Source organism: Ruegeria sp. YTSA064, from assembly GCF_059610325.1.
Genome location: NZ_JBXWNK010000017.1, coordinates 41,174 through 67,634, shown reverse-complemented (window position 1 = coordinate 67,634; position 26,461 = coordinate 41,174). Strand labels below are relative to the sequence as shown.

General features: G+C 52.7%; 28 protein-coding genes, 1 tRNA gene and 1 pseudogene. 21 read left to right on the top strand and 9 right to left on the bottom strand.

What is annotated here, in order from left to right:
- Positions 1 to 119: 119 nt before the first annotated feature.
- Together AC2FI7_RS21320 and AC2FI7_RS21315 are read left to right on the top strand one after the other, a co-directional pair.
- Positions 120 to 1,145: a helix-turn-helix domain-containing protein gene (locus AC2FI7_RS21320; RefSeq protein WP_496833611.1), complete on the top strand. Its 1,026-nt coding sequence runs from the start codon at positions 120 to 122 to the stop codon at positions 1,143 to 1,145.
- The gene (locus tag AC2FI7_RS21315; RefSeq protein WP_050806434.1) at positions 1,094 to 1,513 is read left to right on the top strand and encodes a DoxX family protein; all 420 of its coding nucleotides are present in this window, start codon (positions 1,094 to 1,096) and stop codon (positions 1,511 to 1,513) included. The genes AC2FI7_RS21320 and AC2FI7_RS21315 overlap by 52 nt, the downstream gene beginning before the upstream one ends.
- A gap of 665 nt (positions 1,514 to 2,178) precedes the next feature.
- Here AC2FI7_RS21315 and AC2FI7_RS21310 read toward each other — a convergent pair.
- Both AC2FI7_RS21310 and AC2FI7_RS21305 read right to left on the bottom strand, forming a co-directional pair.
- Entirely contained in the window at positions 2,179 to 2,538 is a 360-nt protein-coding gene (locus AC2FI7_RS21310; protein WP_083828989.1) for a YybH family protein, read from the bottom strand.
- 250 nt (positions 2,539 to 2,788) lie between these two features.
- The gene (locus AC2FI7_RS21305) at positions 2,789 to 3,727 is read right to left on the bottom strand and encodes a helix-turn-helix domain-containing protein (RefSeq protein WP_496816918.1); all 939 of its coding nucleotides are present in this window, start codon (positions 3,725 to 3,727) and stop codon (positions 2,789 to 2,791) included.
- Positions 3,728 to 3,907: 180 nt separating this feature from the next.
- Here AC2FI7_RS21305 and AC2FI7_RS21300 point away from each other — a divergent pair, with 180 nt between their 5' ends.
- From AC2FI7_RS21300 to AC2FI7_RS21275, 6 genes are all read left to right on the top strand, one after another.
- Entirely contained in the window at positions 3,908 to 5,419 is a 1,512-nt protein-coding gene (locus AC2FI7_RS21300; RefSeq protein ID WP_496816917.1) for a DUF1214 domain-containing protein, read from the top strand.
- Between the two features lie 34 nt (positions 5,420 to 5,453).
- Positions 5,454 to 6,947: a DUF1254 domain-containing protein gene (locus AC2FI7_RS21295; RefSeq protein WP_496816916.1), complete on the top strand. Its 1,494-nt coding sequence runs from the start codon at positions 5,454 to 5,456 to the stop codon at positions 6,945 to 6,947.
- A gap of 297 nt (positions 6,948 to 7,244) precedes the next feature.
- Positions 7,245 to 7,514 carry an HlyU family transcriptional regulator gene (locus AC2FI7_RS21290; RefSeq protein WP_496816915.1) on the top strand — a complete coding sequence of 90 codons (270 nt, stop codon included), beginning with the start codon at positions 7,245 to 7,247 and terminating at the stop codon, positions 7,512 to 7,514.
- Between the two features lie 225 nt (positions 7,515 to 7,739).
- Positions 7,740 to 8,264 carry a cysteine dioxygenase family protein gene (locus AC2FI7_RS21285; RefSeq protein ID WP_246097323.1) on the top strand — a complete coding sequence of 175 codons (525 nt, stop codon included), beginning with the start codon at positions 7,740 to 7,742 and terminating at the stop codon, positions 8,262 to 8,264.
- Positions 8,265 to 8,389: 125 nt separating this feature from the next.
- Entirely contained in the window at positions 8,390 to 9,457 is a 1,068-nt protein-coding gene (gene mgrA / locus AC2FI7_RS21280) for an L-glyceraldehyde 3-phosphate reductase (RefSeq protein ID WP_083445396.1), read from the top strand.
- A 226-nt stretch (positions 9,458 to 9,683) separates the two neighbouring features.
- The gene (locus AC2FI7_RS21275; protein WP_050806483.1) at positions 9,684 to 10,583 is read left to right on the top strand and encodes a sterol desaturase family protein; all 900 of its coding nucleotides are present in this window, start codon (positions 9,684 to 9,686) and stop codon (positions 10,581 to 10,583) included.
- Positions 10,584 to 10,733: 150 nt separating this feature from the next.
- Here the strand turns inward: AC2FI7_RS21275 and AC2FI7_RS21270 are convergent.
- The 3 genes and pseudogenes from AC2FI7_RS21270 to AC2FI7_RS21260 all read right to left on the bottom strand — a co-directional run.
- Positions 10,734 to 10,991: pseudogene (locus AC2FI7_RS21270) on the bottom strand (cation efflux transmembrane domain-containing protein); the annotation flags it as partial.
- 280 nt (positions 10,992 to 11,271) lie between these two features.
- Positions 11,272 to 12,507 carry an adenylate/guanylate cyclase domain-containing protein gene (locus AC2FI7_RS21265; RefSeq protein ID WP_010443174.1) on the bottom strand — a complete coding sequence of 412 codons (1,236 nt, stop codon included), beginning with the start codon at positions 12,505 to 12,507 and terminating at the stop codon, positions 11,272 to 11,274.
- A gap of 264 nt (positions 12,508 to 12,771) precedes the next feature.
- The gene (locus tag AC2FI7_RS21260) at positions 12,772 to 13,746 is read right to left on the bottom strand and encodes an adenylate/guanylate cyclase domain-containing protein (RefSeq protein ID WP_010443175.1); all 975 of its coding nucleotides are present in this window, start codon (positions 13,744 to 13,746) and stop codon (positions 12,772 to 12,774) included.
- Positions 13,747 to 14,210: 464 nt separating this feature from the next.
- Here AC2FI7_RS21260 and AC2FI7_RS21255 point away from each other — a divergent pair.
- The 8 genes from AC2FI7_RS21255 to AC2FI7_RS21220 all read left to right on the top strand — a co-directional run bounded on the left by AC2FI7_RS21255 (position 14,211) and on the right by AC2FI7_RS21220 (position 17,475).
- A tRNA-OTHER gene (locus AC2FI7_RS21255) sits at positions 14,211 to 14,304 on the top strand.
- Positions 14,305 to 14,323: 19 nt separating this feature from the next.
- Positions 14,324 to 14,815 (top strand): hypothetical protein, encoded by a 492-nt coding sequence (locus tag AC2FI7_RS21250; RefSeq protein WP_010443176.1) that lies wholly within the window; start codon positions 14,324 to 14,326, stop codon positions 14,813 to 14,815.
- On the top strand, positions 14,808 to 15,008 hold the full coding sequence (locus AC2FI7_RS21245; RefSeq protein ID WP_496833609.1) for a hypothetical protein: 201 nt from the start codon (positions 14,808 to 14,810) through the stop codon (positions 15,006 to 15,008). The genes AC2FI7_RS21250 and AC2FI7_RS21245 overlap by 8 nt, the downstream gene beginning before the upstream one ends.
- A 3-nt stretch (positions 15,009 to 15,011) precedes the next feature.
- Complete coding sequence (locus AC2FI7_RS21240; protein WP_496816913.1) at positions 15,012 to 16,070, top strand: hypothetical protein; 1,059 nt, start codon at positions 15,012 to 15,014, stop codon at positions 16,068 to 16,070.
- Entirely contained in the window at positions 16,063 to 16,227 is a 165-nt protein-coding gene (locus tag AC2FI7_RS21235; protein ID WP_010443179.1) for a hypothetical protein, read from the top strand. The genes AC2FI7_RS21240 and AC2FI7_RS21235 overlap by 8 nt, the downstream gene beginning before the upstream one ends.
- A gap of 144 nt (positions 16,228 to 16,371) precedes the next feature.
- Positions 16,372 to 16,683, top strand: coding sequence for a hypothetical protein (locus tag AC2FI7_RS21230; protein WP_010443181.1), 312 nt, complete (start codon positions 16,372 to 16,374; stop codon positions 16,681 to 16,683).
- Positions 16,684 to 16,685: 2 nt separating this feature from the next.
- Complete coding sequence (locus AC2FI7_RS21225; protein WP_037321980.1) at positions 16,686 to 16,874, top strand: hypothetical protein; 189 nt, start codon at positions 16,686 to 16,688, stop codon at positions 16,872 to 16,874.
- 4 nt (positions 16,875 to 16,878) lie between these two features.
- Positions 16,879 to 17,475, top strand: a complete 597-nt coding sequence (locus AC2FI7_RS21220; protein WP_496816912.1) for a hypothetical protein — start codon at positions 16,879 to 16,881, stop codon at positions 17,473 to 17,475.
- A gap of 361 nt (positions 17,476 to 17,836) precedes the next feature.
- Here the strand turns inward: AC2FI7_RS21220 and AC2FI7_RS21215 are convergent, their stop codons facing one another.
- The 3 genes from AC2FI7_RS21215 to AC2FI7_RS21205 form a co-directional block, all read right to left on the bottom strand.
- Positions 17,837 to 19,201, bottom strand: a complete 1,365-nt coding sequence (locus AC2FI7_RS21215; RefSeq protein ID WP_139056630.1) for an alpha/beta fold hydrolase — start codon at positions 19,199 to 19,201, stop codon at positions 17,837 to 17,839.
- A gap of 478 nt (positions 19,202 to 19,679) precedes the next feature.
- Positions 19,680 to 20,219 (bottom strand): luciferase domain-containing protein, encoded by a 540-nt coding sequence (locus AC2FI7_RS21210; RefSeq protein ID WP_029622210.1) that lies wholly within the window; start codon positions 20,217 to 20,219, stop codon positions 19,680 to 19,682.
- Positions 20,220 to 20,284: 65 nt separating this feature from the next.
- Complete coding sequence (locus AC2FI7_RS21205; protein WP_010443186.1) at positions 20,285 to 20,875, bottom strand: YceI family protein; 591 nt, start codon at positions 20,873 to 20,875, stop codon at positions 20,285 to 20,287.
- 124 nt (positions 20,876 to 20,999) lie between these two features.
- On the opposite strand from AC2FI7_RS21205, the gene AC2FI7_RS21200 reads away from it, so the two are divergent.
- A complete protein-coding gene (locus AC2FI7_RS21200) occupies positions 21,000 to 21,581 on the top strand; it encodes a TetR/AcrR family transcriptional regulator (RefSeq protein WP_010443187.1) in 582 nt (193 codons plus the stop codon).
- A 520-nt stretch (positions 21,582 to 22,101) separates the two neighbouring features.
- Here AC2FI7_RS21200 and AC2FI7_RS21195 read toward each other — a convergent pair.
- Positions 22,102 to 22,974 carry a bile acid:sodium symporter family protein gene (locus AC2FI7_RS21195; protein ID WP_010443188.1) on the bottom strand — a complete coding sequence of 291 codons (873 nt, stop codon included), beginning with the start codon at positions 22,972 to 22,974 and terminating at the stop codon, positions 22,102 to 22,104.
- A 194-nt stretch (positions 22,975 to 23,168) separates the two neighbouring features.
- Here AC2FI7_RS21195 and AC2FI7_RS21190 point away from each other — a divergent pair, with 194 nt between their 5' ends.
- From AC2FI7_RS21190 to AC2FI7_RS21175, 4 genes are all read left to right on the top strand, one after another.
- Complete coding sequence (locus AC2FI7_RS21190; RefSeq protein ID WP_010443189.1) at positions 23,169 to 24,179, top strand: AraC family transcriptional regulator; 1,011 nt, start codon at positions 23,169 to 23,171, stop codon at positions 24,177 to 24,179.
- A 161-nt stretch (positions 24,180 to 24,340) separates the two neighbouring features.
- Complete coding sequence (locus AC2FI7_RS21185) at positions 24,341 to 25,207, top strand: cysteine hydrolase family protein (RefSeq protein ID WP_010443191.1); 867 nt, start codon at positions 24,341 to 24,343, stop codon at positions 25,205 to 25,207.
- Positions 25,208 to 25,255: 48 nt separating this feature from the next.
- Positions 25,256 to 25,741: a YHS domain-containing (seleno)protein gene (locus AC2FI7_RS21180; RefSeq protein WP_010443192.1), complete on the top strand. Its 486-nt coding sequence runs from the start codon at positions 25,256 to 25,258 to the stop codon at positions 25,739 to 25,741.
- Positions 25,742 to 25,878: 137 nt separating this feature from the next.
- A complete protein-coding gene (locus AC2FI7_RS21175; protein WP_010443193.1) occupies positions 25,879 to 26,448 on the top strand; it encodes a carboxymuconolactone decarboxylase family protein in 570 nt (189 codons plus the stop codon).
- Positions 26,449 to 26,461: the final 13 nt, after the last annotated feature.

The window sequence follows — 26,461 nt, the reverse complement described above, 5'->3', positions numbered from 1 at the left end:
AACTTGATGCCTGACAATTTGCCGGTTCGTGAAAAATAGTTTTGGAAAACTGCAAGATTTCATAATTTTATTGTGGGAATTTCCTACACTCGGGCATATTGCGAATTTCTGGAGAAGAGATGACAAGAAGACTTGGTAATAACACGGATCAGTCGCTGCCACTCGTCAGGGCTTCAGTTGCGGGTTCGGTTGTCGCAGCGCTTCGCAGCGTAGGGGTCGAACCCGCGTTTGTTCTTGATCCTCTGGGGTTGAACGAAGCGCAGGTAATGGACCCGAAGAATTTCCTGCGCCACGATACCGTCTACCAGATCTATCAGGCCGTGGCAGAAGCCACTTCAACGGATTTTTGCGCACGGGTCGGGCAATCCGTTGACCTTGTCAAATTTCTCCCGCTTGGCGATATGCTGGCAGAAGCCCTTACATTGGGAGACTTCTTTACCAGGTTCACACAAGCGGTTTCCAAGGAATCCAATGCCGTTACGCAATCCCTCTTTGTTGAAGGAGAGCACGCGTATTTCAGTGCCAAAAGGAACTTCCAAATTTCGGTTTCTCCCAGCCAAACCGACGCGTTTCTGACGAGTATATGGATATCCCTGTTGCACCGTGTCCTGGATTTCAGGTGGGACCCCAACCAGGTCATTCTTCGCGTCAGTGACCCGGATGCGCTGCCCGGTCAGTTTCACGGCGTTCGGGCAATCAAGTGCAATCCTCAAGGTTTTTCGATCAGGTTTCCCTCCAGCTGGTTAAGTTACAGACTACGACCAGAGGCACTGGAAAACCCCCCAGACTACAGGGTTATGGATGAAGATCTGGCCGCCCCGCAGGATTTCCTTGCGGGACTGAAAGGCCTAATCAGGGTCCATCTTTCGGATTCAGGATTTGGTGTGGATGAGCTTGCGGACCTTTGCGGCTTTCATCAGGAAACACTGAACAACCGGCTGGAACCTTACGGTCAAACGGCGTCCCAAGTGATCGCGCGCATTAAGCAGGAAGAAGCCGAACGCCTGCTGGCAAAAGACAATAAATCCGTCGGCGAGACAGCGCAAAGGCTTGGCTATGCCGACCCAACCGCCTTCTCCAGAGCATTTCGTAAATGGACGGGCGTATCTCCGGCAGCCTACAAGAAATCAAACCGGAAGGACTAGCATTGCTCCTGAACATCGCCGTCGGTCTTCTATCTGCATTTTTTCTCTTTGCTTCATCCATCAAGATTTTTGGGTGGCAAAAGAAGGTCTTTGAAATCCAGTTGGGCATGTTCGAAAGCTACGGCCTCAACAGGCAGATCATGTTCATCGTCGGATGCGGGGAACTTTTCGGGGCAATTGCCATCTGGTTTCAATCGTCGTGGATCGGGCCGCTAGGAGCACTTGCGTTGCTCTGCACATCTGTCGGAGCGATATTCTGCCATCTAGTGTTCGATACCTGGAAGCAGGGTATACCGGCGACGATAACAGGGACACTTGCGGCTCTTGTTTTGAACGCTGGGTATTCAAAGCTTCTAAACATACTGTAGCAACGGCCACCCGACCGATACCAGGAAATCCCAGGACAGCGATGGAACGTCCATAACGGACCTTTATTCTCGACTTTGCAAAGTCCGCTTTCTGCGCATCGCAGACCTTCGCGAGAATCCCAGGTTCCTTAGGGAGGCCCTTTGCGGGATTGAGCAATGCAAAGGGCCATAACCGCAACGACTAAGCCATACACTGATTGAATTCGTCCTAATGCAGAGAAACGCGCAGCGCAAAACTATGGGCGAACTACGCAAACTTATGGGGTGTGCGAAGTGCTATGCGCAAACCTACAAAATCTGTAGGGACGCGCATAACGCTGCATTCTTATCATTGATTTTATTCAGAAAATCTGGGTGTCTTCGCCCATAATTTTGCACAGCATTTGCGCATAGGTTTGCACGATTTTCCCATAAGATTGCACGGTTCACTATACGCGCTCAATTGTCGATTGTCGTACAGTGGCTTGATCAACTTGAACGCACCATAACTCAGCCAAAAGTGCGTTATTCTTGGAACAATTCAACCCAAAACCGAACAAAACAACTCAATTGCGAGGCTATGGTAGATTCCTTTCAATTTAGCTCGGCTCGGTTGGTTTAGATAAAAACTATTTAACATCGGCAATTCGACGCATGGGAACAGACGGCAGCAAGCTGTTTAAATTCTAGGGATGCGTCTCATTAAGACTGCATAGGGTGATTAGCCATCGACCATCTGGTTGTCGCTCAAGCACATTCAGCGAAACGCCTTCACCTGTCGTGCCTTCGCTAAATTCTGCAAGACACCAGCCGAGTTCGCCGTCTCGACCTGCACTAGAGACATTGATTTTTTTGTCTTCTCCACCTTCCGCGACCCACTCTGCATGTGTGTCTTCAATAGCTTGCCTTCCAATGGAAGGTGGGCCGAAGGGAGAGTACATCTCTGCTTGCGCTGCAAACACGGAAGCGCATCCATTGGCGTCCCCTTTTCGGTAGCAGGCGACATAGTGGTCGAATACCTCCTGGCACTGTTGTTTGAAGGACATACAAACACTCCTAATTTCGCTGTCCTAGCATCAGGTTCTGCAATTCTACTGTCAAATCAACCTCGATCAGATTGTTTGCGTCGCTTCTACCTAGGACAAACCCGTCTTTTGTTTTGCGCCTGGGAACTGACATTTAAGCAAGATGCAGCATTTGACTCTTTGGGCTCAAGTAGACAATCGCTGTACAAGGCATAAATGACTGCTATGCGGACAAAGCAGGCATTCGAAGGCTGGTCTCGCGACCCACAAGTCAACTATGACCGGAGTTCATCTTGCGATAGTCAGAGGGCGTCAGCCCCGTCACCTTCCTGAATGCGCGGCTGAAGTTGTTTGCGGTTTCATATCCTAGCATGGATGAGATACCGGAGACTGTCTCGCGCGTATCTGTGAGGAGTTCCTCGGCCCTTGCTACCCTAACATCGTTGACGATTTCGCGAAAACGAACCCCTTCGCTTGCTAACTTCCGTTGTAGTGTGCGAACGCCAAGATCGAGCGAACGCGCGGTGGCATCAATCGACATTTCCTCCCGATGAAGTTGTTGCCAAACCACCTCTTCGACTTGTCCTCGAAGTGTTTGGGGGGGGCCGCCCAATCGTTCACGAGAAATATCTCCGACAGTTGTCGAGCCGCCGCTAAGTTTTTTGGGCGTGGCTTCGGCTCGCAAAGTCGATGCATCAAACTCAACCCCAAGCCGGGTGGCGTTCCAGATTACAGGACAAGCGTAGGTGTCTTCTGCCTCGACAAATCCAGGAACCTTCGGGAAGTCCAAGAGCACGGCCGATGGCTTCCAGTCGTTTCCTAAATACGCGCGGAATATGCTCAGAAAAACCCCAACGGCCGAGAAACCGATGTCCGGATACGCGAAATGCGAGCGAAGTCCAAAACGATAACAGTAGCGCGCGCTAGTGCCCGAAGTTTCAAGCCACGCGCGATCCGTGGACGAATGAAATGGCATGACGGCAGAAGCTCGTATTAGCGCTGCCCCCAGCGTTGGAGCAAAAAGAACGTAACTCCCCCAGGCGCCGTAGTCAGCGACAGTGAGATATGGTGACCACAACAATCCGATGTTTTGTTGTCCCGAGGATCGTGCGGCTTCGTGCACAAAGGTCGCCAAGGCATGCTCCGAGATGTAACCGCCTCTTTCCTCAATGAAGTGAACAGGAAGATCGGCAGAGTCAAAAGCACGCAACAGGCGTCTTTCCCCAGCGGCCTCAAGCACAAACTGGGGCATCGCGCCCAAGGCCTTGGCCGAAATCATCGGTGGTAGGTTCAATCCGTCAACCCGCTTGTTCGCCCGCGTGTCGTGAAATGATACGCATCGGCTGAACGGATGTGCAAGCTTTCCACAAACAGCAGGGAGCATTGCGCCATGAAAATACTTGGGCCATCACGCAGCGGTTTGTCGACGCGTCTTTTTGGCGTGGCGCTTATTGTGGGTATTTCTTCCTCGCCAGTTCTTTCCCAGTCTTTCAATGACACGGGTGACATCCTTGCACGATCAGCCGAAGTCGAGGACATCGATTACAAGATCATGGTGCAGCGCGCCACTCAGACTGCAATCTGGGGAATGCCCGCCGCTGGTATGATCGATTTTCTGAAGGGCATTCGCCGCGACCTCGGTGGCGACTACAACGACATCATTTATCTCAATAAGCCGTTCGATTCCAAACATGGGTTTCTTACGGCTAACGATGTTACGGCCTATGCTTGGGCTTCAATGACCTCGGAACCCGGTCCCCTTGTCATTGAAGTGCCCGCTGCCACCGAAAAGGTGAACTACTTCGGTACAATCGTGAATGCTTGGGATGTTCCTATCGTGGACGTTGGTCCCGATGGTTTCGACGAAGGTGCCGGCGGCAAGTACCTCATGCTACCCCCAGGCTACGAAGGGGATATGTCCCTGGAGGAATTTACTGAGGCGGGATACCTTCCCTTTGAAACAGATACCTACGAATATGGTTTTTCGTTCCGGCCAAAACTGACGAATGGCGGAACGGACGCCGATGCGGCCGAGTACGCTCAGACGATCAAAGTGTACTACCTGTCCGAGGCCGACAATCCGCCACCCAACAACTATCTCGAAGCGTCAGAAGTGCCGTACGACTCGCTTCCATACTACAACGAGACATTCTTTCAGGACCTGAACGATTACGTTCAAAACAACCCGATCCGTCCACAAGACAAGGTTATGGTGAATTTTCTGAAAGATCTCGGGATCGAGAAGGGAAAGCCTTTCGAACCAAGTGAACTTCAAATGCAGGCAATGAACGAGGGATTGTTGCTCGCGTACGCCTCGATGCAGAACTACTTTGTGACGCCCGGGAAAGCCATGATCCCACTTTGGGTCGACGATAGCGGCGAGATGAGGAGCCAGTGGTTGATTTGGGATTTCGCGGATGGTCAACCCGAGGCTGGTTTCCCCTATGAGACTGAGACCGAAGTCCTTGTGGATGCGCGTGCGGGCGGCAGTTATTTCTGGATTACATACCTGCCGAAACAACTGGGCGGAGGTACATTTTATCTGACAGGCCTGCGCGACAGCGACGGGGAAATGTACGATCACAATCAGACCTATAAACTGAACGTCCCAGCGGATACACCTGCCGACGATTTCTGGTCCGTGATTGTTTATTCGATGGAGACCAAGAGCTTCATTCGGAACGTTGATCCTGTCGGTTTGTCCGAGCGCGACACTGATGCGATGCAGGCTAATGAAGACGGTTCTTACGACATCTTTTTTGGACCAGAAGCACCGGAAGGCATGGAAAGCAACTGGATACCAACCACAGAGCCGTACTTCCTTTTGTTTCGTCTATATGGGCCGCAAGAAGGATGGCTGGAGAGTGGCTGGATGCTGGGCGATCTCGAAAAAGTAAACTGATCAAAACAAACAGTAATTCCCAATGGAGCGAACAATGAAAACAAAGTCGTTAGCTGTGCTGACTGCCCTGGTACTCGCATCGCATTCTTCAGCTCAAGAATTCAAAGCCGACGTTCCTGAGAATGTTCTTACACCAGACAAGGTCGAGACCCAGACGCTTGGTGATCTGGAATTCTTCGATGGTATGCCATCACCTGAGACGGTGGAGAAGGTCTTCGACAACCTTGATCTGATCAGAGCAACGACGGCTTTCCTGGATGGTATGAAAATCGCTTCGCTTCGAGCTATGTTTCAGGGGTACGAGGACTTAGGCGTCCATCCTAATGACGTCGTGATTGCAGAAGACCTGCTGGACGCGCGATCCATCTGGCTGACGCCCAATACCACCACAATCTACATTGGTTCGAATGTCGATATCTCTGATGGCCCGATGGTGATTGAGGTTCCGGCAGGTCTGCTTGGGTTGCTGGATGATGCCGCGTTTGACTACGTGACGGATATCGGGGCGCTCGGCGCGGATAAGGGAGAAGGTGGCAAATACCTACTCTTGCACAACGATGATGAAACTCCGGTGCCCGACGGGTTCTTCGAGCTTCGCACCAAGACAAACGAGCACTGGTTGTTGCTGAGACGCTCACCGGACGCAGACGGAGATACAGCTGGGCCCGTTGCCGAGATCAAGGCGGGTCTGAATGTATATCCGCTTAGTGAAGCAGATAATCCACCCGCGGAAACTTTCCTGAATATCTCAGGCGTCCAACACAACACCGTTCACGCGAACAACGAAGACTTTTTTGAAGAGATCCACGTCGCGCTCGAAAACAATCCAATTGGTGCGTTCAGTCCGGAAATTGTAGGAACGTTTGCTTCCATAGGGATCAGGAAGGGCGAGCCCTTCGAACCCGATGCCCGTATGCAGGCCATTTTCAAGGAGGCAGCAGCGATAGCAAACGCCACGGCGCGAGCGATTACGTATGCCTCGCGCGATCCGGGAGTTTTCTTTTATGAAGACCGGCAATGGAACTCACCGTTTCAACGTCAGAGCTATCTGTTTCTTGAGGACGGTGCACGCATACTCGATGACCGTTCATACTTTTTCTATATGGCGACGGGCATAACGCCTGCGATGACCTCGCCACCGGTCGGTACGGGGTCTGTCTATGCGATGACGGCGCGAGACAACAACGGACAGTACCTGGATGGCTCAAAAACCTACAAGGTAACTCTCCCGGCACCCGTTCCCGCGAAAAACTTTGCGTCGTTTATGTTGTATAGCGGACAGACACGGTCGATCCTTGAAACTGACCTGGAATCCGGTGGTATCGACTCTAATCGACCGGGGATAAAACCGAATGAGGATGGGAGTACCAGCATCTATTTTGGCCCGGAAGCCCCAGAAGGTTGGGAGAACAACTGGGCGCAAACCATGCCCGGGCAAAGCTTCAACGTGATGATGCGCCTCTACGGACCGCTCGAGCCTTGGTTCGACAAGACCTGGCGTCCTGGTGATCTGGAACTGGTAGAATAAAGCGACAGCCGCGACTATCGGGCGACGCTACTTTTTGGCGTCGTCTTGCATTTTCTTCGGTGTCGGTTTTGGGCTCAAAGCGGTCGTCGGCGGCGGCGTGTCAGAATGGCGGTCTGGACAGTCTTACAAGGGAGCGTGGTGTGGGGAATGGACTTCTACCGCGGATCTGGACGTACTAGGCAACGCAAGGAGCGTGCCAACGGATCGAAGGCAAATGTTGTGATAGCACGACATGCTTCACGCCTGTCCTAAGCGGCGCTAGTCTCCCGTCATAGCAACGCTGAAAGGAGCCGCCCAATGTCCCTCTTCTCTAAACTCTTCTGTGGTGGTGAAAAGTCGGAGCCGGAGCCAGTCTCTTACAGAGGGTTCGAAATCTTTCCGGACCTGATGCCCGAAGGTGGCAAGTACCGCCTTCTAGCCCGTATCGAAAAGACCATCGGCGGAAATCGCAAGACCCATACAGTGATCCGGGCGGATGTTTTTGAGACCCGGGATCAGGGCGAAAGCTTCAGCATCGCAAAGGCGAAACAGGTGATCGACGAGCAGGGCGAAGGCATTTTCGATTAAGCAAACAGACAGCCTAATTTATGCGATGCAATCGACGGATGGTTCCGCAAATTAGACATCCGCCCCGATCTGGCGAAAGAACGCTAAGCAAGCCAAGCAGTCATTGGAAGTCTTAGATGCCCGATACATGCAGCTGCAATCTGGGTCCCAATTTCGTCTATTTTACAGCATGTGCTACCCTGTTGCATTTATCGTATGCAATTGAGGGCTGAAGATATGTGGAACATGGAACAGTTTGTAGCGGACTGCCGGACCGCAGTAGATCAGGACGCGTCTCACAAATCGGTGGCTGAGGTGGTGGACCGGGCGATGCGCGATCCCGCGGGCGTGACGCAAGCCTTGGGAGAGCCGACCGAAAGCGGTATCTTTCCCATTTACAAGTCAGGTGATCTGACAATCGTCAACGTCGTATGGAAGCCAGGAATGACCATAATGCCCCACAATCACGAAATGTGGGCCGTGATCGGTATTTATGGTGGCCGAGAAGATAACATTTTTTGGCGGCGCGTAGCAGATGACCCTAACGGACGCATTGAAGCGGCGGGGGCTCGAGCATTGTCGACGGGTGAATATGCTCCGCTTGGTAAGGACCTCATTCACTCGGTTACAAACCCTATCCCCAAGTTGACCGGAGCAATCCACGTATACGGCGGGGATTTTTTTGAAGCTGAGCGAAGCGAATGGGATCCTGAAAACCTGACGGAACATGCCTATGACATGTCGAAGGTTCGCGCGTTATTCGAGGACTAGTTTGCAGTTTGACAATCTACGTTGGCAATGCCTTAGGCACGTTCCGTCTATACGTCAGGCTTCGCTGATAGCCGATTACTATCTCGTTGAATTGACACGGGGTGATGATCTCGGATTATGGACAGATGAGCAAATTACAACGCCCCCCGAAGCCTCGGCCACGCCCATTTCTTCCTAATCCGGACCGCTACGAGCAAATGGTCTATCGCCGTTGTGGGCAGTCTGGCATAAAGCTACCCGCGATAAGCCTTGGGCTATGGCACAACTTTGGTGGGGATACCCCGCACCAGACAAAGCGCGATCTCTGCCGCACTGCTTTTGACTTGGGTATAACGCACTTTGATTTAGCAAATAACTATGGCCCACCACCGGGATCGGCGGAAGAAGCATTCGGTGAAATTTTAAAAACTGATTTCGCAGGCTATCGGGACGAACTCATCATATCTACCAAGGCAGGGTATGATATGTGGCCGGGCCCCTATGGGGAGTGGGGATCACGAAAGTATCTTGTGGCCTCTTGTGATCAGTCGCTCAAGCGGATGGGGTTAGAATACGCAGATATCTTTTATTCCCACCGTTACGATCCAGATACCCCTCTGGAAGAAACTATGGGGGCCTTAGACTATATAGTGCGCTCTGGGCGCGCACTTTACGTCGGAATTTCTAGCTACAACTCGCAACGAACGCGCGAAGCGCTGGCCATCTTGAAAGACCTTGGCACGCCGTGCCTGATTCATCAGCCGTCGTATAACCTGCTCAACCGTTGGGTTGAGCGGGACGGGCTGTTGGATACGCTTGACGAATTGAACGTGGGATCGATTGCGTTCACGCCACTTGCCCAGGGTATTTTGACATCGAAGTATCTGAACGGCATTCCCGAAGACAGTCGTGCGACCCAAGGCAAGTCTCTATTGGACGGCATGATCAACGAACGTTCATTGACGAGTGTCAGGGCTCTAAACGACATAGCGGCGTCACGCGGTCAATCATTAGCTCAGATGGCGCTTGCTTGGGTGCTGAGAGGTGACCGGATTACGACAGCCCTTATTGGCGCTTCGCGACCTGAGCAGATCGTGGATTGCGTAGGTGCGGTCCAGAATTTGGAATTTACCGAAGCGGAACTCGCTAAGATTGACGAGGTAAGCTCGGAAGAGGAAATCAATCTCTGGGCGCGATCCTCGGAAATTGAGTAAGATTGTTGACCACTGATTTTTGGTGCTAGCAGGTTCTTCTGCTTAATCGCATGGCGTTTCTGCTTTGGGCTCGAAGCAGACGTTCGGTTAATTCCGCTGAATGTCCGCCTTGCGGACCAAGCCGCCCTCAGATGGTATCGCTTGCATGTCTGCGTTACATTGGAGCGGTCGTCGCCTAGAACAGCTTGCAATTCTATCGCGACGGAAACCCGAATAGTGGATGTCCATGTCCGACACAATCCTAGCTGCTGAACCAACTATCCGCATTATTGCCTTCCTATCCGTCCTGGCGGCGATGGCACTTTGGGAAGTGGCCGCACCCCGGCGAAGACGGGATATTCCGCGCGTTATCCGATGGACAAACAACCTTGCGCTCGTGGTGCTCGACACCGCCATCCTGCGGCTGACCTTTCCAATCCTCGCAGTTGGTCTCGCAGCCATGGCCGAGGATCGCGGATGGGGGCTCTTCAATAACATCGAGGCGCCGGTTTGGGTTGCCATCGTGGTCTCCATGCTGCTTCTAGATCTCGCAATTTATCTTCAGCATGTGATGTTCCACGCCGTACCGGGGCTTTGGCGTCTGCACCGGATGCATCACGCCGACCTTGATTTTGACGCGACTACTGGCTTGCGTTTCCATCCGGTAGAAATCCTCATCTCGATGGGGATCAAGCTAGCGGTCGTAGCAACCTTGGGGCCGCCCGCTGTCGCCGTGCTCCTTTTCGAGGTGACCCTGAACGCTACCGCGCTCTTCAATCACGCAAACATTGAATTGCCGCGTCCGGTGGATCGAATTCTCAGATGGATCGTCGTCACTCCAGACATGCACCGAGTCCACCATTCAGTCGATCCAAGCGAGACCAACTCGAACTTTGGCTTTAATCTACCGTGGTGGGACCGACTTCTAGGCACTTACGTTGCGCAACCCAAGAAGGGGCACAAAAGCATGGAAATCGGCATCAAGCAGTTTCGCACACGCCGAGACCTCTGGCTCGACCGAATGCTGATTCAGCCGCTGCGCGGCCCGGCGAGCGGAGGTGCCCTCGACGCCGCGAGCCAACAGATGCGATCTTCATCTGTCTCGTCCGGGCAAACCAAGCTTGGCAATGACCAAATAGACCAATAGCGCTGAACCAAAGACTGCTTTGCCGCGCTTGAGTGTTATGCGCAAGGCTTTAAGCGTCGGCAGAAAAGTCCGCAAAGTGGACATACATCGCGATATTGCAAATGACCGCGTGGAGCCCATACCTGTGTAGTTTGCCCTCCGCGGCGAATGTCAGCTTGTCCCAGCTGTTCTATGCTCATGCGCTGCTTCCTCGTGCCGTTCCTCAAGAGCCTGACGAATGATCTGGTACGAAGATGACAAGAAGAGGCTTGCCATGATCGCAGCAACTATTAGGTCAGGCCAACCTGTTGCCGTGCCCCAGACGCCTAACGCGGCAATCATAACAGCTACGTTGCCGATGGCGTCGTTCCGCGAGCATAACCAGACTGATCGCACGTTGGCGTCTCCATCCTTGTAGCTAACAAGCAAGAATATGGCTCAAGTTCACTCGAGCGCTCGGCAATGGACCTCGCGATCAACGTCGTGGTGAGGTCCATAGCAACCTTCTAAGCCGTGGCCATGCCAATTGCCTTGATGGTGCCTGCCCATGCACCCTGACAATGCAATCACTATGACCAAGAATGCCGCTCTGCGCGGGTGCTTGATCCAACAGTTCTGTTCCATGTGCAAACCAACCTAGTAACAATCCGGCTACCTTTGCTTTGACGCAGGTCAACACCCCATTGCGGCAGCTTCCAAATAGCGGCAGTTAGTCTATCGTGAACAGCTCCTGTTTTTCAGCAACACCGCGCAATCTGTATTGCCCCAGGGAAACAAGACTTGGAATGGAGCCCACCAAGTCGCCCGCCACCTTGTCGGAAACAACAATGTTCTGATCAAGCGCACTGCACATGCCTAAAATGCGCGAAGTTGTGTTTACCGCTGGGCCGACCACTGTGAAATCTAAGCGAGATCTACCGCCGATGTTGCCGTAAAGAACATCGCCTGCGTGCAACGAAAGAGTGAAGCCGGTCGTTGGCAAACCATCCGCTTGCCGTCGTTGGTTGAGTTCCTCAAAAGTATCTCGCAACTCCGCTGCCGCGTAAATTGCGACGCGGCGAGCGTCCGGAACTTGATTGATATCGAAGATGGCAAGCATTCCATCTCCCATGAATTTCAGAACGTTACCGCCATTGCGTTCGACTACGTCAACAGCTTCCGCGAAGTAGTCGTTTAGCAATTCTATGATTGAGTCCCCCGGAAGCGCCTCTGACAATTTGGTAAATCCTTGCAGGTCAAAATACCAAATCACCGCTGAAATAGTTTCCGATGAACCTCGGGTGATGTCCCCGGAAAGAACGCGCCTACTGGCGTCTTTGCCCAGATATGCGGCTGTAATGTCTTCAGCCATCAATCGGTTCGCCCCACATTTCAGCGTCAGGCAAAGTGGAGATATCAGTTGACGCAAACCATCAAGTTGCTCGCTCGTGAAGCCCCCGTTCGCGTCGGTTGTCAATGAGATTATAGCACCTTCATAGGCCTGCATTGGATCGACTGGCGTAGTATTGTCCTGAATAAGGAAAAACCGTTTAACAGCGAAGTAGTCAGTTGCACCGCGCTCGCGAAGTTCGTCGAAGATCGGAAAGTTGAGCGCGGGTTCTTCGACTGTCAGATCTTGTCTGATCTCTTCAACGTTGTTTGCCAAAAGATAATAAATTGGGCTTAGAACGTATTCCTCAGGCGCATCCGTTCTTCGGACAAAGTTCTCTCGCTCATGACCGCCATCCCTGTGCCAGCGAAAAGCGACAGTCCCAATCTCGGGATGATGAGCGCGAACAGTGATGTTTGCTCTTTGAAGCGGAATTCCTGCCGAAACAAGACGGTTGCAGAATGCTTCAAGCCAGAGCTCCACAGGCGCATTCTCTAAGCCCTGTTGAACCAGCCAATCTGCTATGTCCTGGATGGCGGCAGTCAGTTCCCAGTTTTGGACTAAAGGAGCTGCCATGATGTCCTCTTAATGAGCTATCTGAACAGTTGGCTCTTAGTCTAATTCACTTCAAGGACACATCAAATTCAATTCTCCCACTGCGCTTGCAGCCCTAAGGTATATGCTGATCTTGTGGCGTATTGCACGCGCGACACTTGGGCAATGGTCGCAATTCATCAGGAATTGCTGGCGATGTGAGCTGTGGCGCATACCGCAAGACTTTTGCGACTGAGCTCTGCGGGGTATCTGTGTGATCTGTCGGCGTTGAGGCAACCGAAATACTCAATCTTGCCACTCCAACCGATACAAGACGTGGTGACCGCGTAGACCTTTCAGAAGTCTGGGTTCTATTTCAGAAAATGAGAAATCGGTTCGTCCTCCGACCATGGCGCGAGTCGCATCTGAAACGAGTATCTCGCCTGCCGCACCAACCGTGGTTATGCGTGAAGCTTTGTTGACCACAGTGCCAAAAAAATCTCCACGAGATTGCACGACATCGCCAGTGTGAATTCCAATCCGGACACCGAAAGACGGCTCCTCGGAAGCCGATGCAATGGCCTTCTGAATCTTGACAGCGGCCGTTAGCGCTTCCTTCGCGGACGGAAAGACGGACAACGTTCCGTCTCCAAGGGATTTCACGAACTGGCCATGATACTTTTCAATGATCGCCGCCAAGACTTGGAAGTGGTTTTCGATCAGCACCGACCAACGCTGATCGCCCAACGCCTCCGCCAACGTTGTACTGCCTTCTACATCAGTGAAAAGTACTGAAGCCAAACCTTCGGTTTGGATCAGCTCGGGTCCATCTTCGCGCGCAGCATCAACAAGTTTTTGGATGGCCAGTTGCTCTTTACCCACGAGTTCAATATTTGGAGTTGGCACTGAAGCGTGGCGATTGATGATCTTCCAGGCTGCTCCCTCCAGGACAAAAATCAGAACGGTGCGGTAAAAGACGGCTTCATCAAAGCCGACAAACTGAATCTTGTGGACGAAGGATGACCATCCCGTCTCTCCGTTTTCGAAGGCCTCAGCTTCAACTTCTTCGAAAACGACGGGAGCGGGGATCTCCGCGAAAAAGCCGCTAACCCCATCGCGAACTGCTTGCCCGCTCCAAAACTCTCCTTCGCCTGTCCCAACAAACCGTAGTTCATCTGCCTTCGACAGAAAATCCTGCAACTCGTCAGTATTCTTTTTGGTTCTGAGTATTTCATACCAACGCCTCGAAACTGCCAGCAGTTCAGGTGAGGAACGTATCATCACAAATGACTCGAGACGCTAAATGGAATGAGACTTACAAGGTCTTGCAACCGGGATCTCCATTTTCGAAAGATGCAGGTCAATGCTGCCGCTGAGGTTTGGTCAGATCAAGACTTTTGTATTTCTCCAAAACGGAGCGCATAAGACGCAGATCAAAAGACGCACGTCGGTTCAGAGCGAACTATCGACGGAGTTTCTGAGTTCGAGTCCGGATCACAGGGTATCGAATCGTTTCGCTGTCGGAGAGCTACTCGGCGCTGCACTGACCCGCAAAAAAGGATGCTTCAGTCTTTTTGGCACACGTTAAGCTAGAAGGTTCCCAGAACTACGCGGTGAATTTCGAAGTGCAGCACACTCCGTCTTGACATAGCGATACGATCTGGTTCAGCTTCTGCTCATGACGTACACACGCATCCACTGCCAACGAATATCGGCCTGAGGTCGATAACCCACGCGAAATCCGTGGGAGGCAGCATTGGTATGCGGGCGAGGCTTATATCCTTGTAATTGCTCCAGATTAGAGTGCACGAGTCGGTTCGATTCCGACGCCTCCTACCATCCTCAGGAGGTGTCCGACATGGCGGACGAAGTTACGAACGCAATTGATTTCAACGACATCAAGCAATCGGTCGAGGAGAGCCTCGGACGCGCACCCGAAGGCTGGTCCTACTTGGTCACGACGCTCTTCACAGAGATCAAAGAACACTGTGATCAGAAGGATGCCACCTACCCCTTCATCCTCCAGATCAAGGAGAAGCTGGGAGAGCTCCGCATCTACCACAGGTGTGATGATCGACACATCCAGTCGATGATCACCGCCACGATTGCACGAGCAAATCGTACCTTTGAGCGATGCTCAAACGCTGCTGAGACCCAGCTGTTGGACGGCTGGTACACGACCCTGTGTTGTTGGTGCGCGAATGATGTCGCGAGCAAGCGCCACCCTGAAAGGAAGAGGCTTTGGGGCGGTCAAAAAAAACGTGTTCGAGATCGAATGGCCTGCGGTGTTGCGAATATTACCGCCAGATTGACCGAACGGATGACCGTAATCTGTGCACCGCGTGCGTGAAGAAGGACTGGTGATGACCGCCGAACAACAAGTGATCTTCAATAAGATTATGGAAGCCTACGATGATGAGGACTACGCCCGGAAGCTCATGGAAACGGGCTCGCTGGCCACAGGTCATGTCCCTCCGATTGCCCTTTGCCTGATCCCGGGAGGGGTCTTCCATCTCAACCAGCCCAAGTTATGGAGAATGTGACTGATGGATGATGTCGAAAAGAGCTGGAAGGAATTCCGGGAAAAGGTTCGAGGTGTGATCGAGGACCATGGAGCTCAAGATGATCTCCGCTCATTTGACGCCTGGTACGCCGAAGAGATGCGTTTGGTGATGGCACACAACTACCTAGCTCCGCACGTCTCTGACGTTACATGGTCGACCGAGGGTCTGCATGTCGAGTGTGATGACCGCGAAGTGGTCGACCGTATGATGACTGCTATGGCGGAGGTTTCACACGATCTCAAAGAGGCGCGGGCCCGGAGGTCAGTGATGGGCAGTGTTGTCGACTGGAATGATATTCATGGAAGCGTCTTCAAGCAGCTTGGTGAGTATCGTGCCGGGTGGGCGGAGCAGCTTACGCTTGCACTTGAGAAAGTGAAGAGGTTGATCGACGAGCAGCCCGACCTGTTTGGTGATGAGCACCCGTCCATCGTTCAGATCAAACAGAAATGGGGAGGCTTGCGCGTCTATGAGGGCCCGGGCTGCAACCAGGCTACGAGTGAAGAGATTCAATGGCGTGTCGATCAGATTGAGCAAACCTGTGAAGGTTGTTCTAATTCTGCCCAACGCCAGAGCATCCTTGGGTTTGTGACGACGCTTTGCAGCTGGTGCTACAATGATGCTCTGCGGCGGCGATTTGAGGGCGCCGAAGAATCCTGGCCCAACAGCCTGAGGCTGGACATTGTGGAAAACTATCCAGACCTCGTTTCTCCGGATTGCGCATCTCTTGTTCCTGCTGTCGGAAAGGGCTGGCTCGTCATGATTTCGCAAGCACTCCACAAGCTTTCCTTCAGTCAGGATTTCAGGGCACTGGACCCTGGAACTATTCAGATCTCAGATATTAAGAAAGGCCAAGATGGCAAGATTTCCATCGGTTTCAGTCGATACCACGATCTCATTCAGGAGTACGCTGACTGGATGGAATTTCGATGCGGTGTGACGTGTGAAGAGTGTGGCCACGTTGGTGACGTCGTTCGGACAACCGACAGGTCTCAAGCGCTTTGTTCTCACTGTTACTGTACTCGGGAGAAGTCTGATGGGTGATGACGACGACGTTGAGGTGGACGAAGAGACGATGCGTTTGCTGAAGCTATTGGAAGCTGAAATCGCGGCCGGTCGAGCAAAACTAACCAAGCCGATCAGCGCAGATGAGATCCGGGCACGCAAGATTGCTGAGCCGAAGGGTAAGGCAGATGAGTAACGAGACTACAGAAGAGGAAAGCCCCATTTTCGTAATCTGCGAGACTTTGGTGAACGGCAAACTTCGAGAGATTGAAGGAAAGGAGATCACTGTAAAACCAAACAAGATCTTAGTCTTGACGACCAGTGTCGAGGATGTTGAGTGATGACAGATGATTTTTCAGAAGAAGAGATCTTCGAGCGCCCGTTACAGGATGTTCCTCTGGATGACTTGATCGCAGAGTTGCAAGCTCGTCGCAGAGAGGGTCCGGAGGTCTGGCTTGCATTGCGCAAAATGATTTTCAAGCAAATCGCCGATTTTGCACAGCGTCCGACCGATGCGCCCAAATGGCGGGATGAATGGGTCAAAGAGAACAACTGGAATCTAGTGACTGACGACGATGATGTCGAGATCACTGATGGCAGCGGCAACGTGTTCGACGACCTCGGGATCGAAGACCCAAGGAAGAAGACTTAGTGATGGGGGACGAGCATTTCAGCTTGATCTTATCCGCTGTGATCATTGTCGCGTTGGCGATCTACGTCAGACACATCGTCTACACCGCTGGAAAAGATCGCGAAGTCGATCCAGAGCGAGTGCAAAGGATCATGCGAGATCTGGACTACAGCCACCTGGACCGAGTGATGAACCGGCGAAGGAAGGGGTAGCGGGATGTTGAAGGTGGTTGTCTATGTTGGTGATCAAGAGGTCGCCCGAGCTGTGGCTGAGAACGATTCAGAACTCGCGGACGTGTCCGATTACAATATCCGGATGAACGAACGTGCTGCCGAGCGGTTTGGCATTCAAGAAAAAGGTCTCAGCGGCCGGATTAAAGGCCACCCTCGAAATCAGACGGTCTGGAGGCTCGTCCGCAAGATCGCAGACCTTTGGCTTGCGGGGACCGGCGCGGGCGAAGAAAGCGTTGAGGCAGAGCTGCTGCCGATGATCCGCAAGTCAATCCGCGAACTAGATGAGAGGGTCGAAAAGGAAACGAACCAAAGCGAAGATTGGAATGCTGTGATCAAGCAGATTTCTGATGACGAGCCTTTTTCCCTGGGCTTCTACGCTGACAAATTTGAGTCGTGGACAGCGGACGAGATTGAAGCTCTTCGATGTGATGTGGTTGAGACAGCCACAGAGGAAGAACTAATGGACGAGGTCGAACGCCGGCGAAGAGCTGGTCTACTGCCCAAGGAGGCCTCGAATGATGGCTTCTCAGATATGGTTGATGATCTCTGGGGCAAACTCGATACAGACCCAGACCGCTAGTACAGCGTACCTGCCGCCTTTAACCAATATTTGACATAAGAAGTCTATGGCGACTGTCATTGTAGTAGTGCGTGCTTCTTCTAAGCGCCTCTCCTGCTAGGAACCAAAGCGCCCCGGATAAGCATTTCCCCAGCACTGCTCTGCGAAACTATGTACCACCGGTCTCTACTATGAGCATGGTTGACCGCAACCAGCCCAAACCGGACATTCGCAACAAGACTTTGCAATTTCCGAGATCAGGACAAAGCGGTCGATGACGAGAAGCCTAGAGTTTTTAAATTCCAGTATCGAAAATCGAAGGGCGCACGGCATCCTCTTACCTTCGAACAATAAAGTTTTGGCGAAGAACAACGTACACTGCTCAAATTGAATTCAAAAAACGCTCTATTTCCACCAGGGTTTTAGGCCAAGCAGGATCATACTCTGGCATTGTGTTGTTTGCCGTCTCAATGCCAATGAAGCGTGCATTCTCGATGCCGGAGGCGAATATCCTACCTTGTTCAACACTGTGCATCCTGTCTCGATTAGCGTGCATGACTAAAGCTGGGCAGGTGATCTGCGGAAGCAGGTCGGTTACGTCGACTTCAGCGACCAGCGGTCCAATCTTGAGCCAATCCTGATGGTCCATTGCCACTTTCATAAACTCTGCATAAGCGCGCTGGTCATGCGGGCTTGCAGTTGGAGCAAATGACTGGGCCATCAAGTCTCTTGCAGAAGGATATTCATCGTTCCAGCCTTCGAGGCTCATATCCATCATAGCTTGCCCAAGCGCGGCAATGCCGGGCTGTGAACGAACCGCAAGTCCTTGTGCGAATCCGCCAAGTAGAACCAACCCCGAAACACGGTCAGGATTGTGTGCGGCAAAAGCCGCGGCAATGGTTGCCCCAAAAGAAATGCCAAACAATGGCACTTTTTCGATCCCAGCTGCGTCCAGTACGGCCTCAACATCTTCGACGATGCGATTTAGAGATACATCCTGCACGCCCCTCTGGGACAAACCATTGTTTCTACCATCAAACCGATAAAGGCAGTGATTTTCAGAAAGCAGCGGCAACCACCCGGCGATGGTGTTCATCGTCCAATCGTATTCCAGATGCCTAAGCCAGTTTGGTGTGACCAGTAACTTTCTACCACTTCCAGTGGATGTCCAGGCAAGCGTTGTACCGTCTTTTGATTTTGCAAAGCGGACGTCTTGAGAGCTAGCCAGCAGCTTGTTCTTTGCGCGTCTTTTGTCACCATCTAAATCAATAGAGTAGGCTTCAACTGGATTTGGAATTCCCTTCAACCGTATCGAGCTTTCTGGTCGCAAAGCAACCGCCAGCGAAGTTCCCGCAACTTCAGCAGCTGTCTTGCTGACGAGACAACTTCCAATATGCGCGCTGGACTCAAGGCGCGACGCAACATTCACGGCCTCTCCGAACAAGTCTGTGCCATTTGGCATTACGTCGCCAACGTGGAGACCTCCTCGAAGTGTTACGTCTTCATCTCTCATCTGATTGAAAATCTGGCTGGCAGCATTAATTGCGTCTGTGGCTGCAACAAACTCAACCAAAGCACCATCTCCCATCAGCTTGAATATTCGTCCTTTGTTTTCATGGACCAACGGTCTGATCACATCGTCCAAAATGCGTTGTAGAGTGTTCAGCGTGGTCTCAGCATCCTCTGACATGCGCTTGGTATAATCGACGACATCGAGGCTTAGGATCGCTGCAATTTTCCGCTTCATCAGTCGATGTGATCCTTTTAGCCAAACCAATTCCTCTGAACCAAAATTAACAGACGAATAGATTTTTGTGACCAAAACTTGTGCCTGGGCATTTTGCTAAGCCTGCAAGTTCCCAAACTTGCGCTGAAACACACAGCCGAGCAAAACGTCTTATTGGCTGCCGAAACCTAGAATTAAGGTGAATGATTAACGCATTTCACGTCGCTAACGAAGGTTCACTTCGAAATATCCAATCTAATGGTATCAGTCCGTAGTTCTTCTCATCTGTGACCGATGGCAGCCCGAAGCGGAACTTCCACTCCGAGCTTTGCAAAATCTAACAAGCGGACGGCAGCTACCATTAGTGTGAATGGCTTGAAGGTATCGAGCATTCGCCACGGCGACAATTTAAGAAAAAAATGACTGCGAGAAACAAGGTGGCTGAAACTGCTCTCTGACAGAAAACAGGCGTCCCTGCACACTTTCGCGCAATTCGAGCTTAGCCCAAGGTGTTTCCGGTGATGAAGGTGTACGAGCTTTCAACCAGTTCGATGACGACATCCAGCTCTTCGGGTGTGGTTGGAGTATAGATCATGACAAAGCCGCTCCACCCAGGACGTTGCTTGGCCCAAGGGTGAGCTACGGCCCAGCCAGCCTCAATTGCCCTTCGCGCCATTTCTGGGTCGAGCGAGGCGTGCAAGCTGCCATCAGGATGCATGTGCGCAAACTCAAACCCACCGACGATAGAGTTCGGTTGGGACAACAACATATCGGGATCAAGCTGAAAGCCAATCGCGCCAGGTAATGATATGCGTGTGGGGCCAAGTATGACCCCCGGGAATTGCGCAACTCGCTCCAGCAATAGCTGGGCCAAATCGGCATTAATTTCGACACCAATCTGAGTGTGCGGCACGCCGCTTGTTGTTTCAGGACGGGGCGAGATGCGCTCCGGCAAGGAGCGCTCTTGCGCGGACGCCATCGAGCACATCAATGTCACTACCGTCACAGCAACCGCCAATGTTCTCAGGTGTACATTCATCGTGTTGACCATCCGCCAAAATCAAAGATTGAGTGCTCAGCGCCGTATCGGTGCCCCTGCACGCATCATTCAGCTTTTAACGCTTCGATATTGATCAAGAGCTCTATCTCGTCGCTCACCGCAGGTGCAAAGGCCCCAAGTCCGAATTCAGACCGCACGATAGTCGCCGTGGCAGCCAGCCCCAAGGTCGGCGTGCCCTCTTTTGGGCCAAACGGGTATGGCGCTGACTTGTTAAGCGTTGTTTCCAGAACAACAGGCTTGGTGACGCCATTCATGGTCAAGTTGCCAGAAATATCCGCGGAATTGTCCCCGGTCACTTCAATGCTGGTTGAGGCGAATGTGACCACGTCACCGTCGCTCGCGCTGAAAAAGTCATCGGACATGAAGTGTTGCAAACGGGCATCCCAGCCCGTGATCATGGATTTTACAGGCATAGACACTGTGACAGACGACGCAGACGGATCATCTTCGTTGAACTCTATCTCGCCGCTAAAACCTGAAAACATTCCAAATGTTTCTGAGAACCCGATGTGGTCGTAGCTGAACAATACCTGGCTGTGTCCAGGATCCAGCTCGTAGGTGCCACTCTCGGACAATGCGGTTGTCGCACCCATCGATAAGAGTACCGCCAGCGGGGTTGCTGCCACTTTGAACATTGATACGCTCCCATTTTGACAAGACTTGTTTGCGGAATTGAGTATTGAGCTTTAGTTTTTAGCTAATCACACTTATAGAACAAAATGTTCTATAGCGCAACAAAGTGTTCTACAGGAGGGGCGATTGAAAGAAGATCCTAGGCTGATCGCCACACGACAGACTGCGATTGATGCGGCGCAAAGGATACTGAGGGATGAGGGCGTGTTGCACGTAACTCATGGCGCAGTTTCGAAGGCAACTGGCATTTCGCGCAGTACACTTTACAGGCACTGGCCAGATGCGCGCTGTCTGCGTGATGCAGCGTTCAGGCGCATCGCAACACCGCCGAACATACCACCCAAAACCGATGGCCCGCTGCGATCTGACCTGCGCTGGTTACTCGGCGTACTGATGGGAGCCTTGAATGACACACCATGGGGCCAAATCGCGCCTCAGGTGGTCGCTGCTGCGTCCACCGACGAAGAAGCGCGGTTGGTGATCACTGAATTCATGAAAGACAGGTTCGCAAGCGTTGAAGCAGTATTTGCAGCCGCAATAGACCGCGGTGAGATCGCCACGAATGTTCCGGTTGAACAGCTTATAGAACTAGCAGTCGCGGCACCTTATTTCCGCAAGCTCATACGTCACGAAGCACTGGACGAGGATTGGTTGGATCGACATGTTGATCTGCTTTGCAGTATCGCGAAAACCAATTCGGGACAGTGACCATCGCCTGACTTTGCAATCAAAGCGACCTGCAACAGGCGCGAGATTTCGGCAGAGCAGCAGATTAGATCAAGAGCATATCCAGCTAGTTCCCAATAGCGGTTGCTCCAAAAGGTCTCGGCAAAGACTCGCAATGATCGTTCTTCGAATTTTGCAAAGTCCGCGTTCTGCGCATTTCTGTAATTCGGGCAACGCGCGGCATCGGCCAAAGTGGGCTCGATGCGGCCATTCTCCACGGCTTGCATGTTTGGCAGGTCCAGCCCAATCCGGACACTTAATCCAAGACTTTGCAATTCCGACTTGCGGACAAAACTGACCTTGGCGTCTACACCTTCGCTGACGCAGGATCCACCGCACTGGCAGCAACAGCTCTTCCCTTCAACAGGGAAAATCGCCAAAGCGGCCGTTCCACAACGGGCTTTGGAGCTCCTTGATCGCTCTTTGACCAGACGGCGCTCTGGCATGGAAACAAAGGGGCTTGGCTCAGCGCATAACCAAAGCTAGCGAATAGGCGTCAGGATCATGAAATTGGGCTTCTTCGCGCAAGCAGGGCGAAGACAGGCAACATTGTTACGATCCAGACCACGCTATAAATTGCGGATGGTATGGCATATTCGCTTAACCCATTGGTGTTAGGCAACAGCAAAGTGGCAATTGCGATTCCCAAAGCTCCGTTTTGAACGCCGGTCTCAATTGAAATCGTCTTCGCCTCGATGTCTGTGCATCCGAGCATCCCTGAACTCATGATGCCAATAAACGTGAGTGACGCACCTACAACAAAAAGTGCGGGTCCAAGCCTAAGGTAGTTATCCGCGACCACCACCCAGTTTGAAATGATAGCGCCTCCGATGACCATCGCAAAAAGTAGCATAGAGACCTTGCTAAAGATTGGTTCGACCGCAGCTACAATTCGCGGCGCCAAGGATCGCGCGATCACCCCGGCTAGGATCGGTGAAGCTGTTAAAAAAAACATTGCTAAAGCCGTCGAAGAAATGTCGATAGCGGGCGCAGTTGCCCCCATGAACATCTGCATCGAAAACCCCAGGATGAGCGGTACGGTAACGACACAAGTCAGACTGAAGACTGCTGTAAGAGTAACGGACAAAGCGACATCCCAATTCGAAAGCTTGGTCACGATGTTACTGATCGCCCCGCCCGGACAGGCCGCTAAAATCATGATGCCAACGGCTGCCTCAGCGGAAATTCCAAAGATAAAAGTCACCATCAAAGCGATGCAAGGCAGCAAAATGATCTGGTTGAGAGCGCCGACGCAAAAGGCCCGTGGACGTCGTCCGATACGTTGAAAGTCAGCCGCTGTGAGTCCGAGGCCAAGGCAGAACATGATGACAACAACTGCGAGCGGCAGCAGAACAGATATGAAAATTTCGCCCATCTACCATGACCTCTATGGCTGCATGCTTCCGCACGCTTTCGGACGATACCGTTCAGAAAACCTGATGACGAGTGTTATCAGTTTGGCGCATTTATCCTCAAGCGCCCGAAGATCGAGGCTGTCTCTATTTATTATACCTATCACAGGGTTGGACGATCTGGCGTGAAAGAGCTTTCCAGTGCTAATCTCACTGTATGGCAAGTGTAACTTACGCATTCGCCCGCGCGATGGCCAACGCCGCCGGGATGACGCTAAACGACGATGGCGCCCTGATTTCGAATGGCGCTGTCGTGCTGCGTCTACCAGAAGCTCAAGACGGCCAATTGGCGGATGATGCGTATTTCGATCTGATCGATTGGATTCGTGCGCAACAAGCGGACGAGGCCGCGTTGGTTGAGGCCTATGCGAACGCGATTGCGACCGATGATCTCGGCGTCCTTGGCCTAGCCGTAAAGACAGCTCCGACCTTGCGGCAATCTTTGCAACGGATCGAGCGTTATTTTCGTCTCGTAACGGACACCGCAGTTTACAGACTTGATGAAACCGGCGATCCGGTCCTTTGGATTTTTGAGGGACAAACATCACATCGCGCTGCCTTGGAGCTGCGCAACGAATGCGCGCTTGCGGCCTTTGCGAGGAACATGCATCGGTTTGTGGGTGATGGGTTGTCGCTTGCATATGTCACGTTTCAGCATCCATGCAGACAAGAACCAGAGCGTTACGCCGAATATTTCGGGTGCCCGGTTCGATTTGGGAGCGCCCACAACGCCATTGCTATGCGCCCTGCTATGCTGGAAAGCGAAAATCGTCTTGGCGATCCGGGCTTGTCAGATTTCATGACGAAGCACCTGGATGAGGAGTTCAACTCTCGCGATGAAGACACCTCACTGAGCCAAGCAATTGTCCACCGGCTTACACCGGCCTTGAGTAACGGCGCGCCGCAAGCAGCGCATGTCGCACAAGAGATGGGAATGAGCGAGCGCACGCTTTACCGCAGGTTGGCCGAAGAAGGGCTGACCTATCGCGACGTTCTTGGTCAGGCGCAAGTTGCACTTGCCCGTGACCTGCTCCGTGACGGTAAGGCTTCCATAGCCGAGATCGCCTTTATGACCGGGTTTTCGGAACAGAGCACGTTCAGCCGCGCCTTCAAGCGCTGGGTTGGCCAGGCTCCGGCACGATTCAGGCAGCAAGCGACCTCCGACTAGGCACACACCTCAAGACCACATGGCAGGTTCGGCCAAAACCTTGGCAGGGCGGGCCGATACCTCAATCGATGTGGTGCATAACTTCTTCTTTGTCAGATCCACCTGGGGCGCTGCCGAGTAAAGCAAACCCATTTGCCCCTCTCAGACAAAGGAAATTTGCAATGAGCAATCATGACCACAAACATGGAGCAAGCTGCGCTTGCGACGTCACGCCCGAACGCGTTGATATGGCGCGCCGGCGACTCTTGCAACAAGCCGCCGGTGCGGCCGCGGCAGGTACAACAATAGTGGCTGGCGGGCAGGCCCATGCCGCGACCGACGAAGCACGCGCCTACTATGCTGACCCGGAAAATCCAGGCCTTCCCCAAATCGACATGACCATCGAGCCGGGGCGTACTGCGCTTGTGGTGACCGACCCCCAGATTGATTTTTTGTCAGAGGACGGTGTGACGTGGGGTGTCGTTGGCGAAAGCGTGACCGAACAGGGCACGGTCGACAATATCGAACGGCTTTTCATTGCCGCCAAGGCTGCGGGGATGCCGGTCTTCATCTCGCCCCACTATTACTACCCACATGACCACAAGTGGGAGTTCGAGGGCACTCTGGAAGCCACGATGCACAGCATCGGCATGTTTGACCGCCTGGGACCGCTCAATTTGGACAACTTCGAGGGCTCAGGTGCCGATTGGATGCCGCAATACAAGAAGTACATCGAGGATGGCGAAACCATCATTTGCTCGCCACACAAGGTTTACAGCCCTGCTCAGAATGACCTGAACCTGCAATTGCGTAAACGCAAGATCGACAAGGTTATCCTCGCGGGGATGTCGGCGAACCTTTGTACGCAGGCGCATCTCTACGAGCTGCTGGAGCTAGGCTACGAAGTCGCTGTCGTTCGCGATGCCACAGCCGGGGCTAAGGTGCCTGAAGGTGACGGGTATCTCGCCGCCATCATCAACTTCCGTATGGTCGCCAACGGCGTCTGGTGGACCGACGACGCGGTTGAGCGCATTGGCCAATCGGCCTGACCCAAATCGATCTTCAAATTTGATCCTGACATCCTGAAAGGACATATCATGACACGCATCTTTACATTTCCCGCGCTTACAACAGCGTTGACTCTCGCCCTGGCGGCGGCGGCATTGGCTGACGATGAATACAACGTTTCGAACAGTCTTACCTTGACCGGGCAGCCCCTCGGCATGCATGGCGTCGATCCTGTATCGATGTTTGAAGCCGAAAAACCCGAAATGGGCAACGCCACTTTTACATCGGCCCATGATGGAGTGGACTACTATTTTGCGTCGCAGGCAGCGAAAGCCACATTCGAGGCGGATCCGACGGCACATCTGCCTCAATTCGGCGGGTTCTGCGCCTTTGGCGTCTATGTAGGCAAGAAGCTTGATGGCGATGTTCGGTATGCCGATATCGTGGACGACAAGCTCTATCTCTTTGTGAATGAGGAAATCTTCAAGAAGTACCTTGAGGACAAAGAGACCGTGATCCAAGGCGCCCATGCCAAGTGGGCAGACATCCACCACACGCCTGTCGGCAGCCTTTGATCGAGGAATTTGGTGGCTTTTGCCGGTCGGAGCCGCCGCTGCCTCTCCCCTCCCCAAAAGGCCGGCATTTCTCCAAGACGCCCTGTCCGCAATGACAATTCGCGTGTGTCGAAAACTCTTCCCAAAGGAAACCAGACATGACTGATTTTGAGACATATACAATCGCCTCAGCCCCTGATGCCGCGAAACCAATTCTGGAAGCATCGCTGAAAGGATATGGTTTTGTGCCCAACCTTTACGCGGCCATGGCCGAAGCGCCCGCGATTTTGGAAGGCTATACGACACTTGCCAACATCTTTGGAAAGACCAGCCTGTCAGAGACTGAGCGCCAGATCATCCTTATGACTAACAACCGGTTGAACGGGTGCAAGTACTGCATGGCCGCCCATACCACTCTTTCACAGATGGCTGGTATCCCCGAAGACGTGATCGCAGCGTTACGCGGTGGCAGCCCTATCGCCGACCCCAAATTGGAAGCACTGCGCAAATTCGCCATCGTGATCAACGAAAGCCGAGGCTGGCCCAGCGACGCACAGGTCGAGGCGTTTCTGACGGCTGGTTACACACGCCAATCTATGCTGGAAGTCATCCTCGGCACAGCGTTGAAAACCCTGTCGAACTATACGAACCATGTGGCGGACACCGCGTTGGATGATGCCTTTGTGCCAAATGCATGGATCGCCTCGGTCGCGGCAGTGGCTGAATAGCGCGACGCCCGCC